Source organism: Nocardioides sp., assembly GCF_035703625.1.
Lineage (GTDB): Bacteria > Actinomycetota > Actinomycetes > Propionibacteriales > Nocardioidaceae > Nocardioides.
Genome location: NZ_DASSXS010000040.1, coordinates 1 through 11056, shown reverse-complemented (window position 1 = coordinate 11056; position 11056 = coordinate 1). Strand labels below are relative to the sequence as shown.

Genomic DNA, 11056 nt, shown 5'->3' with positions numbered 1-11056 from the left:
GTACCGGAGTAGAAGTCGCCGATCACGGCGTCGTACCGCGAGACGTCGAGGAAGGCCCGGCGCGCGGGGACGCTCCCCTCGTCCGGCACCACCGTTGCCGCCATCAGCCAGGCGCCGTCCGGGTCGAGGTCGCGGGTGAGGCGGAGCGCGTCGGTGGCGTCGGTGTCCTCGAGGGCGATCCGGTACGGCGCCCCGACCCGCATCCGCGCCGTGGCCTCGGACCACTGCCCGACCTGCTGGGCACCGGTGAGGGAGACCGCAGCCACCACGGTCGCCGCCACCACCAGCCGGATCGGCGAGGCCGCCTCGGCCATCCGGGCGAGGCGTCGGGTGGCCAGGAAGCCCGGCAGGGAGGACGAGGACGTCCACCGAACCCCGGCCGCGGCGAGGAGCCGGACGACCCAGACGGTGATCTGGCCGAGGGCGAGGCCGACGAGGGCCGGGCCGGCCAGGACGACCCAGCCCGGGTCCGCGGCGTCGACGACCGACGAGCGGTAGGTCGCGACCACGGCGGCGACCAGGACCAGGACGCTCCCGAACAGGGCTGCGGTGGAGGCGGCGCGCGGTCGTTCGGCCACGCTGACCTGGTCGGCCAGCGGCTCACGCAGGGCACCCGCCATGCCCACCAGCACGGCGGTCAGGCCGACCACGACGATCATCGCCACCGCCGGCAGGACGTTGAGCCCGAGCGACGACTCGGCCCCGACCCACAGGCGGTCGGCCGCGGCGGCGACCAGCGCCCCGACCACGGTGCCCGCCGCCGAGCCCACCAGCAGCACCAGGAGCGGCTCGACGGCCAGCGTGGCCGCGAGCTGGCCGCTGGTCACTCCGCGCAGCCGGGCGACCGCGATCTCCCGGCGGCGCGTGGCCGCCAGCTCGCGACCGCTGGTGGGGACGGCGACCAGCCCCAGGGCGAGCAGCGGTACGGCGACCGCGGCCGAGGTCCTCGACCCGGCGGCGAGCGCGACCACCGCGACGACGCCGGCGACGACGACCGCGGTCAGGAGCAAGAGGGGAAGGAGGGTGCCGCGGCGTGCCCAGACACCACGGAGGGTGCGGTTCATTCAGGCTCGTCCCTGCTCGTCGCGCTGCGGACGGCGGAAGATCTCGTCGTCGCCCGGCTCCCGGTCGGGGGTGCCACGCTCCTCGGTCGACGTCTCGACCAGGTCGATCTGCGGGGGGCGAGGGGCCCCGACGGGGACGGGCGCGACCGGTGTCGGGACGGGCTCCGGGTGCTCCGGCTGGGTGCGTCCCCACGCCGAGAGGTCGACCGCGGCGACGTGGTCGGTCAGCCGGCCGTCGTCGAGCACGTAGTGGCGGTCGCAGGCGTCGGCCACGGCCGGGTCGTGGGTCGCGACCACCACGACGGCGCCGCGCAGCGCCTCCTGCCGGAGCTCGCCGAGCACCAGGCCGCGGTTGGCCTCGTCGAGCTCGCTGGTCGGCTCGTCGGCCAGCAGGATGTCGGCGCCGACCACCAGGCCGCGGGCACACGCCACCCGCTGCATCTGGCCACCCGACAGCTCCTCGACCTGCCGGTCGGCGAGGTCGGCGATGTGGAACCGCGCCAGGGCGGCCTCGGCCTTCTCGTCGGACTCACGGGGGCTGACGCCTCTCGCCCGCAACGCCACCGAGACGTTCTCGCGCGCGGAGAGGATGGGGATCAGCCCGTAGACCTGGAGCACGAACGCGACCTCGGGGCGCGGGTCGCCGGTGCCCAGCCACATCGGCCGGCCGGCGTACGACGTCGTGCCCTGCGTCGGCTCGAGCAGACCGCCGGCGATGGACAGCAGCGTGGTCTTGCCCGAGCCGCTCGGACCGGAGAGGGCGGCGAGCTCGCCGGGCCGGAACTCCAGGCCGATGTCGTGGAGCAGCGTGCGGGAGAGGGTGTAGGAGACCCCGGTGATCTCGAGCGAGCTCACACGTCCTCCTCGCCCTCGTGCGGGTCGGCGGGCCGGGAGACCACGAGCCGGTCGGTGTCCTCGGGCTCGATCCGCACCAGCGTGCCCTGCGGCCACTCCGCGGCCAGGTGGGTCGGCAGGTGGACCACGCCCTCGGCGCCGATGACGACGTACTCGGCGCCGTGCCGTCCCTCGGCGCCGACCCGGCCGCCCTTCATGGTCACCGTCCGCGGGAAGGTCGCGGCCACCTCGGGCTGGTGGGTGACCACCACGATCGTGCTGCCGAGGTCGTCGCCGAGCTCGTGGATCAGCTCGATGACGTGGTCGCGGTCCTCGTGGCTGAGCTGGCTAGTCGGCTCGTCCGCCAGCAGCAGCTGCGGCATGGTCGAGACCGCGCACGCGAGCGCCAGCCGCTGCCGCTGTCCGCCGGACATGGTGGCGACGACCTGGTCGGCCTGCTGCTCGAGGCCGACCTTGGCGAGCAGGTCGTAGTCGTCGATCGCCTCCCGGCGCTCGGAGCCGCTGAGCGCGAGCCGGGCGAACCCGAGGTTCTGCCGGGCCGTCGCGTAGGGCAGCAGGTTGCGGGTCGCGCCCTGGAGCATCGTGCTCACCCGGCGGGCCCGGATCCGGGCGAGGAACCGCTCTCCAAGACGCGAGATCTCGTCCTCGCCGAGGAAGATGCGCCCGGCACTCGGCTTCTGAATGCCTCCGAGCAGGGTGAGCAGGGTCGACTTGCCGGATCCGCTCGGCCCGAGGAACGCCACCCGCTCGCCGGCGTCGATGTCGAGGTCGACCCCCTGCAGTGCGACCACGTCGTGGCCCTCGAAGGTCCGGTAGAGGTGTACGACGCCCTGGCAACGGACCCCGATCCCGCCCGGGCGGCTCAGCTCGCCGATGTCGTACGCGACGCTCACGCGTCCCCCTCTCCTGCAAATGGCTAGGACACCGTAGTCGCACGCCGGCGGCAACGCGGTCTCTGGCCGCGTTCGTCCGGGCTTCGTTAGCGGGTCGTGACGTCGGCTCGTGGCGGCCGTGGCGCAGGAGGTGGCGGGTCAGCAGCCGCGGCGCTGGAAGGCCCGGGTTCCGGTGTAGTGGCCGCGCGGCAGGAACGCACCCATCACCTCGCGCTCGGTCCCGGGCCTGCGGACCTTCTGGATCGCGTGGGGGAAGCGCGGGTTGGCCAGCTGGTTGCGCATCACGAGGGCTGCGGTCGGGCGGATCCCGAACGGCAGCCAGGTCACGCCGCACTCGCGACGGGCGTTGGCCGGTCGGTCCTCGGGGGTGCTGACGACGACGGTGTACCACCCCTCGCGGCTGGTCGCGGTCCTGGCGTCGTTGACGCAGCCGATCGTGTCGGTCACCCCGTAGGGCTGCATCGAGACGCTGCACATCGACCAGTAGCGCAGCTGCCCGCGGGTGAACACCCGCTCCCGGCGGTAGGTCTCGGGAACGTCCGGCATCCGTCCGCGCAGCACGAGCACCCGCCCGAGGTCGCGGGCCATGAACGCGTAGACATAGGCGTTGTTGCCGTCGCTGAAGAAGCCGCCGCGGCTCTCGGCGCCGTACTCGTCGGCGAGGGTCTGGCTGAACTGCCGCAGCATGGTCCGCGGCACGTTGAAGAACCGCTCCCAGTCCGGGTGCTTCCTTGCGGTCGTGTAGTCGGGGAGGCTCGGGCCGTTGCCCTGCTGGTCGGCCTCGGTCACGCCGGTCGAGGGCTGCTGGGTGAGGGCGGTGCAGGTGGCCGGCTGGTCGAGCTCGGTGCCGTCGGGCAGCCGCAGGGCGACCTCGGGCAGCGGGACGCCGCCGTACTGGTTGCGTCCGCGGTCGGGCAGGTAGACCCGGAGCACCATGCTGGCGTTGTAGCGGGACCTGCCCTCGTCCCCGAGGTAGACGGTGTTGCGCGCCCGGTTGCGGTCGCGTGCCGGAGCGGGGGCGGGCACGACCTTCACCGTGTAGTCACGCCGGGCCCGGTCGCGGCGGTTGCCGACGACGAACGGGTTGACCGACCCACGGTCGGGGCGGATGTCGACGTCGGCCAGGGCGTCGGTGGGCTTGAAGGTCTCGTCGTAGACGTTGAAGCTGGTGTAGCGGGAGTGCGGGTACTGCCCGCGGACGACGAGCCTGCCGCCCGGCGGGAGCGCGACCCGGCCGAGGTAGTAGTTCACGCCGGTGTCGGGATAGAAGAGGTTGCTGTTCTCCTCGTCGAAGACGCTGGTCCAGAAGCAGTCCTGGGGCGCCTGGGCCGCGGCAGCGGGACCAGCGGTCGGGCCGGCGACCGGGGTGAGCAGGGCAGCCAGGAGGGTCAGCAGGATCAGCCTCATGCGGGGCCAACGAGCCTCCGGCCGCCCGGGTTATGAGGGGCGTGTGCCCCAGAACGCTCCCGGGGACGGCGACGGACACAGGTCCCCGTTGCCCGTACCGTGGCGACATGCGCAGGGCGGGGGTGCTCACCGGAGCCGTCCTGGCGGCGCTGGTCGCCGCCGGCTGCGGGGGTACGTCGCCGTCCGCCGAGCCGTCGCCGTCGCCGTCGCCGTCGATCTCGACCCTCACCCCGCTGCCGATGCCCGACATGGGCCCACCGGCGGGCGAGCTGGTCGCCGACCTGCGCCAGGCGTCCCGCGACTCGGCGCTGGGCCGGTTCCAGGTGTGGATCGGCAACGGCCTGCGCCGGGAGATCACGCCCACCTCGATCCGGTACCACGACCCGCGCTTCCGCTCGCCGATCCCCGGGGAGCGGCTGCGCGCCATCCCCGCCGACTCCGAGCGCGGCTATCCCCTGGCGCTGCCGCCGCGGCCGCGCTGCGACGTGCACCCGCGGTCGGAGTCCCCCGGCAGCGTGACCCTGGCGCTCGGCGGCCGGACGGTGCGGGTCCCGGTGGAGGACGAGGCCGACGTGGTCGCGCGGTACGTCGCCTCGCGCTGCCTGGAGCTGGCCGTCTCGGAGGTCGCCGCGCTGTCCTTCGCCGACGAGGTCCCGGTCGAGGGGTCGGGCCAGGGCAGCGTCGGGACGCTGGTCCTCGTGGCCCGGCCGACCGGCACGACCGGCCGGGTGCTCACGATCGAGACGGTCGGCGGGACACCGGTGCTGACCGCGCAGGGGTCCTCGGTGTGGCGACCGCAGGCGCGCGTGCGTGGTGACGGGCCGGTCCGCCGGATCGAGCTGCTCGTCGTACCCAACCGGTGCGACGAGCACGCGTTCCTCGAGGCCGGCGGGGCGACCGCGTTCATCGTCCACCTCCGGCTGGGAGGCGAGTCGGGTGACCTGGTCCTCCGGATGTCCGACGCCGGGGCAGCCGACGCCATCCGCTTCGCCCGCGACTCCTGTGGCCTCGAGTGAGCCGACCTCAGCCGAGGCGCTCCACGAGCCGCACCGTCACCTCGTCCCCGGCGGCCTTGCCGAGCCTGCGCCGGACGGCGGCGTTGACCGGGAGCTTGTGGGTGCCGTCACCGATCGCCATGAACGACGTCTCGATCGGCTCGCCGTCGACGGAGCCGCGCACCTTCACCAGTCCGCGGGTCCCGAAGTAGTCCACCGACCCCGGCCACACGACGTAGGTCCAGCCACCCTGCTTCGGACTCTTCTGCAGTGTCGCCGTGAACGACACGTCCAGCTTGGTCATGACTTCCTCCCTTGCGTCCGCCGATGCAGACCGGATCCACCGCCACGACTCAACGTCTCCCGATCCGGTTCTTGCGCGATCCGGATTCCCGTGATTGTATTCAACGTATTAGTTGATCAAAGAGAGGATTGAATACATGCCGGGGACCGTCGCCGACGAGGAGCGGCTGGATCGCGCCTTCGCCGCGCTGGCCGACCCGGTCCGCCGCGGGATCATCGCCCGCCTCAGCAGGGGGCCGGCCACCGTCAACGAGCTGGCCGAGCCGTTCGACATCACCCTGCAGGCGGTCTCGCGACACATCGCCGTGCTGGAGCAGTCCGGCCTGGTGACCCGCACCCGCGACGCCCAGCGCCGGCCGGTCCACCTCGACGCGGCGGCGCTCGAGGCGCTCACCGCCTGGATCGACCGCTACCGCCTCGTCCACGAGCAGCAGTTCCGCCGCCTGGACGCCGTACTCAAGAAGGCTCCACAGAGAAACCAAGGCAAGGAGGGAATTTCATGACCAACGCACTCACCGTCACCGCCCCCGAGGGGCTGCCCTACATCGACACCGAACGGGAGTTCGACGCCCCCGTCGACGCGGTCTTCCGGGCGCACCGCGACCCCGAACTGCTCCGTCAGTGGATGGGGCCGGACGGCTACGAGATGGAGATCGAGCGCCACGACTTCGTGACGCAGGGCGGCTACCGCTTCACGCACCGCAACCCCGAGGGCGCGGAGTTCGGCTTCAACGGCGTCTTCCACACCGTCCGCGACAACGACTTCGCCATCCAGACCTTCGAGTACGACGGCGCACCCGACCAGGTGTCGATCGAGTTCCTCACCTTCACCGACCTCGGCGGCGGCCGCACCCGGCTCAGCGCCCACGCCGTCTACCCCTCGGTGGAGACGCGGGACGCGATGGTCTCGAGCGGGATGGAGAAGGGCATGGTCGAGGGCTACGACAAGCTCGAGCGGCTGATCACGTCCGTGGACGCCGGATGACCATGGACTGGACCCTCGAGGTCGTGGTCGTCCCGGTCGGCGACCTCGGCCGCTCGATCGCCTTCTACCGCGACCAGGTGGGCTTCGCCCTCGACCACGAGACCCGTAACGAGCACATGCACTTCGCACAGCTCACGCCCCGGGGCTCGGGCTGCTCGATCGTGATCGGCGACCTGCCGTCCCAGCAGCAGATGGCACCGGGATCGCTGCGCGGGCTGCAGCTGGTGGTCTCCGACGCCGAGGCCGCACGGTCCGAGCTGATCGGGCGGGGCGTCGAGTGCGACGCGATCGAGGTCTTCGACGAGCGGGACGGGGGCACCTTCTTCGGCTTCGCCGACCCCGACGGCAACGGCTGGGTGGTGCAGCAGCTGAAGGTACGCGCCGAGCAGCCGCTGATCCCGCACGAGCACCGGGGCGGCACCGAAGGCTGACCCCGGCCTCTCCGGATAGTCCCGAACGAAAAGGTTGTCCCCGGCCCCGATCCGGGTTCGTTTCGTTCGGGACTATCTGTTCACCCCGGGGTGGTTCACAGCCGGGGTCGGGCGGACCTACTGTCTGGCCCATGTCTCGGAGATCCGCGGCCCTGCTCGCCGCCACCACCCTCGTCGCCCTCGCCCTCGTCGTCCCCGGCGCCACCGCCGGGGCCGAGGGGTCGAGGCGGAGCGTCGACCGCGACGTCCGCTTCGCCACCTACAACGCCTCGCTCAACCGGGGCAACCAGGGCGACCTGGTCCGCGACCTGTCCACGCCCGACAACCGGCAGGCGCAGAAGGTCGCCGAGATCGTCCAGCGCACGCGGCCCGACGTCCTCCTGGTCAACGAGTTCGACTACGTCGAGGGCGGCCGGGCGGCCGAGCTGTTCCGCGACAACTACCTCGAGGTATCGCAGGGCGGCCAGCGCCCCGTGGAGTACCGGCACTACTTCGTGGCGCCCTCCAACACCGGGATCCCCAGCGGGCACGACCTCGACAACAACGGCGCGGTCGGGGGCCCGGGCGACGCCTACGGGTTCGGCTTCTTCCCCGGTCAGTACGGCATGGTCGTCTACTCGAAGTTCCCCATCGACACCGAGCAGATCCGCACCTTCCAGCACTTCCTCTGGAAGGACGTGCCGGGCGCCATGCTGCCGGACGACCCGGCGACCGCGGCCCCGGCCGACTGGTACTCCCCGGACGAGCTCGACGACGTCCGGCTCTCCAGCAAGTCCCACTGGGACCTGCCCCTCCGGATCGGCCACGAGACGGTGCACTTCCTCGTCTCCCACCCGACGCCGCCCGTCTTCGACGGGCAGGAGGACCGCAACGGCACCCGCAACCACGACGAGATCCGCTTCTGGTCCGACTACGTCAGCGGGGGCGCGCGGGCGTCGTACATCTACGACGACGACGGCGGGTACGGCGGCCTCGCGCGCGACGCGAGGTTCGTCATCGCCGGCGACCAGAACTCCGACCCGCTCGACGGCGACTCGGTGCCCGGCTCCGCCCAGCAGCTGCTCGAGCACCCCCTCGTCAACGCCACCATGACGCCCGACAGCCGGGGCGCGGTCGAGGCGTCGCAGACGCAGCCGGGCAACCAGTCGCACCGGAGCCCGCCACGGTTCGACACCGCCGACTTCTCGGAGCCGCCGGGCAACCTGCGCGCCGACTACCTCCTGCCCCACCGGTCGGTCCGGATCCTCGACTCGGCTGTCTTCTGGCCGGTCTCGACAGATCCCGCCGCCGCCCTGATCGACGCCAGCGACCACCGGCTGGTGTGGGCCGACCTGCTGCTGCCGCACCGGGGCTGAGGCCGGTGGCCGACGACCTCCCCGAGCTCCTCGTCCCCGACGCCGCGGGCTGGCGGGCCTGGCTCGCCGAGCACCACGACTCGGCGCGCGGGGTGTGGCTGGTGCTGCACAAGAAGGGCGGGGAGGTCACGTCACTGGTCTACGAGGAGGCGGTCTGCGAGGCGCTCTGCTTCGGGTGGATCGACGGCCAGGGGCGCCGGCGCGACGAGGGCAGCTCGCTGCAGCGGATGACCCCGCGCGGCCCCAGGAGCCGCTGGTCGGCCACCAACGTGGCCCGCGTCGGCAGGCTCGAGGAGGAGGGCCGGATGCAGGAGTCCGGCCGCGCGGCGGTCCGGGCGGCCCAGGCCGACGGCCGCTGGGAGCAGGCGTACGCCGGGCCGGCCACCGCCGAGGTGCCCGACGACCTGGCCGCGGCGATCGCCGCGAACCCGGACGCGCAGGCGATGTTCGACGTCCTCACCTCGGCGAACCGGTTCGCCCTGATCTACCGGCTGGGCGGGGTCAAGCGGCCCGAGACCCGGGCGCGCAAGATCGAGGAGTTCGTCGCGATGCTGGCGCGGCACGAGACGACGTACCCGCAGAAGCGACGGCCGCCGCAGCGATGAGTCCGGGCGCCAGCCCCGGTCTGAGTGAGGGCGGTTTCGGTCGTCGTGGAAGAGTTGGCGCACCGGCGTGGTTGGACCGGGCAGAGGGACGGAGGGACACCGATGACAGACGCGATCCTGGCCGAGGGGCTGGTCAAGCGCTACAAGGACGTCACGGCACTGGACGGGGTCGACCTGAGGGTTCCCGAGGGCAGCGTCCTCGCGATGCTCGGGCCCAACGGCGCCGGCAAGACGACGGCGGTCAAGATCCTGACCACCCTGATCCTGGCCGACGAGGGCCGGGCCGAGGTGGCCGGGATCGACGTGGCGGACGACCCGCGTGGCGTGCGCCGCAAGATCGGCGTCTCCGGTCAGTACGCCGCCGTCGACGAGTACCTCACCGGCTTCGAGAACCTCGAGATGGTCGGCCGGCTCTATCACCTGCGCCGGCGCGAGGCCGCCGACCGTGCCCGTGAGCTGCTCGCGGCGTTCAGCCTCGAGGATGCCGCCGACCGGCCCGCCAAGACCTACTCCGGAGGCATGCAGCGCCGGCTCGACCTGGCCGGCGCGCTGGTGGCGCGCCCTCCGGTGCTGTTCCTGGACGAGCCCACCACCGGCCTCGACCCGCGCAGCCGGACCGAGATGTGGCACATCCTCCAGGAGCTGGTCTCCGGCGGCACCACCCTGCTGCTCACCACGCAGTACCTCGAGGAGGCCGACCTGCTCGCCGACAACATCGTCGTCATCGACCAGGGCCGGGTGATCGCGGAAGGCACCTCCGACGTCCTCAAGTCACAGGTCGGCGGCGAGCGGCTGGAGATCACCGTCAACGACGAGGCCCAGGTGCAGACGGCGGTGGCGGCGGTCGCCCCCTTCGCCACCGGCGAGGTCGCCGTGGAGACCGAGCGGCGATCCATCGTCGTACCCGTCGCCGGCGGCGCGGCGGTGCTGGCCGACGCGCTGCGCCGGCTCGACGCCCAGGGGGTGACGGTCGACGACGTCGGGCTCCGCCGTCCCACCCTCGACGACGTGTTCCTGTCGCTCACCGGCCACGCCGCCGAAGCCACACCCGAGAAGGAAGGGGCGGTGACCCGATGAGCTCGACGCTGCACGGCACCCCGGTCGCCGACTCCCTGGTCGTCGCCAAGCGCAACCTGATCAAGATCAAGCGCGTTCCCGACCTGCTGGTCTTCACGACCATGTCGCCGATCATGTTCATCCTGCTGTTCGCCTACGTGTTCGGCGGGGCGATCGACCAGCAGAGCGGTGGCGACGCCTACCGCGAGTTCCTGATCGCGGGGATCTTCGCCCAGACCGTCGTGTTCGGCTCCACGATCACCGGGTACGCGCTGGCCGAGGACCTGAAGAAGGGGATCATCGACCGCTTCCGGTCGCTGCCGATGTCACCGTCGGCGGTGCTGGCCGGCCGCACGTTCTCCGACGTGCTCAACAACGTGATCGTGCTGATCGTGATGAGCCTGACCGGCCTGCTGGTCGGCTGGCGGATCCGCGAGGGAGTCCTCAACGCCCTGTGGGCCTACGTGCTGCTGTTGGTCTTCGCCTACGCGATCTCCTGGATCATGGCGTGGATCGGGATGCTGGTGCCCTCGCCCGAGGTGGTCAACAACGCGGCCTTCATGGTGATCTTCCCGCTCACGTTCATCGCCAACACGTTCGTGCCGCTGGAGACCCTGCCCGGGCCGCTGCAGACGTTCGCGGAGTGGAATCCCGTCTCCGCGGTCACCCAGGCCGCCCGCGAGCTGTTCGGCAACACCAACCCGATCGGGGGACCGGAGCCGACGGCGTGGCCGCTGCAGCACCCGGAGCTCTACACGCTGATCTGGTCGGCGCTGATCCTGGCGATCTTCATCCCGCTGGCAAGCAGGCAGTACCGCCGGGCCACCAGCCGCTGACGGACCCCGGTCAGGACCGGCGCAACATCCCGTAGGCACGCACCGGCGAGATGCGTACGACGGCGCGACCCTCGTCCACCATCGCGGCGCGGTAGGCGTCCCAGTCGTCGTGCTCACCGGCCAGTGAGCGGTAGAGCTCGACCAGCTCCTCGACCGCGGCATCGGCCGGGTCGGCGGCCACGTCGGAGAGCGTCACGTCGCCCTCGATGACCACGTAGGACCAGTGGCTCCCGGCGTTGACGTGGAGGGCCGCCCACGGCTCGCGCTCGAG

General features: G+C 72.1%; 13 protein-coding genes and 1 pseudogene. 8 read left to right on the top strand and 6 right to left on the bottom strand.

Going from position 1 to position 11056, the window contains the following annotated elements; genetic code table 11:
* The 4 genes from VFN12_RS01725 to VFN12_RS01710 form a co-directional block, all read right to left on the bottom strand.
* A partial coding sequence (locus VFN12_RS01725; RefSeq protein ID WP_325116819.1) for an ABC transporter permease occupies positions 1–1064 on the bottom strand: 1064 nt, incomplete at its 3' end.
* The gene (locus VFN12_RS01720) at positions 1065–1919 is read right to left on the bottom strand and encodes an ABC transporter ATP-binding protein (RefSeq protein ID WP_325116818.1); all 855 of its coding nucleotides are present in this window, start codon (positions 1917–1919) and stop codon (positions 1065–1067) included. It abuts the gene before it with no gap.
* Positions 1916–2812 carry an ABC transporter ATP-binding protein gene (locus tag VFN12_RS01715; RefSeq protein ID WP_325116817.1) on the bottom strand — a complete coding sequence of 299 codons (897 nt, stop codon included), beginning with the start codon at positions 2810–2812 and terminating at the stop codon, positions 1916–1918. Before VFN12_RS01715 ends, VFN12_RS01720 begins: the two co-directional genes overlap by 4 nt.
* Positions 2813–2950: 138 nt before the next feature.
* Complete coding sequence (locus VFN12_RS01710; RefSeq protein ID WP_325116816.1) at positions 2951–4219, bottom strand: hypothetical protein; 1269 nt, start codon at positions 4217–4219, stop codon at positions 2951–2953.
* Positions 4220–4326: 107 nt separating this feature from the next.
* Here VFN12_RS01710 and VFN12_RS01705 point away from each other — a divergent pair, with 107 nt between their 5' ends.
* Positions 4327–5235 carry a hypothetical protein gene (locus VFN12_RS01705; RefSeq protein ID WP_325116815.1) on the top strand — a complete coding sequence of 303 codons (909 nt, stop codon included), beginning with the start codon at positions 4327–4329 and terminating at the stop codon, positions 5233–5235.
* Positions 5236–5242: 7 nt separating this feature from the next.
* On the opposite strand, the gene VFN12_RS01700 is transcribed toward VFN12_RS01705, so the two are convergent.
* On the bottom strand, positions 5243–5518 hold the full coding sequence (locus VFN12_RS01700) for a DUF1905 domain-containing protein (protein WP_325116814.1): 276 nt from the start codon (positions 5516–5518) through the stop codon (positions 5243–5245).
* Positions 5519–5654: 136 nt separating this feature from the next.
* Between VFN12_RS01700 and VFN12_RS01695 the strand changes: the two genes are divergently transcribed.
* From VFN12_RS01695 to VFN12_RS01665, 7 genes are all read left to right on the top strand, one after another.
* Positions 5655–6020: a metalloregulator ArsR/SmtB family transcription factor gene (locus VFN12_RS01695; RefSeq protein WP_325116813.1), complete on the top strand. Its 366-nt coding sequence runs from the start codon at positions 5655–5657 to the stop codon at positions 6018–6020.
* Complete coding sequence (locus VFN12_RS01690) at positions 6017–6502, top strand: SRPBCC family protein (RefSeq protein ID WP_325116812.1); 486 nt, start codon at positions 6017–6019, stop codon at positions 6500–6502. Before VFN12_RS01695 ends, VFN12_RS01690 begins: the two co-directional genes overlap by 4 nt.
* A 2-nt stretch (positions 6503–6504) precedes the next feature.
* Positions 6505–6933, top strand: a complete 429-nt coding sequence (locus VFN12_RS01685) for a VOC family protein (protein ID WP_325116811.1) — start codon at positions 6505–6507, stop codon at positions 6931–6933.
* A gap of 131 nt (positions 6934–7064) precedes the next feature.
* Positions 7065–8288, top strand: a complete 1224-nt coding sequence (locus VFN12_RS01680) for an endonuclease/exonuclease/phosphatase family protein (protein ID WP_325116810.1) — start codon at positions 7065–7067, stop codon at positions 8286–8288.
* Between the two features lie 5 nt (positions 8289–8293).
* Complete coding sequence (locus VFN12_RS01675) at positions 8294–8893, top strand: YdeI/OmpD-associated family protein (protein ID WP_325116809.1); 600 nt, start codon at positions 8294–8296, stop codon at positions 8891–8893.
* A gap of 102 nt (positions 8894–8995) precedes the next feature.
* Positions 8996–9970: an ATP-binding cassette domain-containing protein gene (locus VFN12_RS01670; RefSeq protein ID WP_325116808.1), complete on the top strand. Its 975-nt coding sequence runs from the start codon at positions 8996–8998 to the stop codon at positions 9968–9970.
* Positions 9967–10785, top strand: a complete 819-nt coding sequence (locus VFN12_RS01665; protein ID WP_325116807.1) for an ABC transporter permease — start codon at positions 9967–9969, stop codon at positions 10783–10785. Before VFN12_RS01670 ends, VFN12_RS01665 begins: the two co-directional genes overlap by 4 nt.
* A gap of 10 nt (positions 10786–10795) precedes the next feature.
* Here VFN12_RS01665 and VFN12_RS01660 read toward each other — a convergent pair.
* Positions 10796–11056: pseudogene (locus tag VFN12_RS01660) on the bottom strand (PPOX class F420-dependent oxidoreductase); the annotation flags it as partial.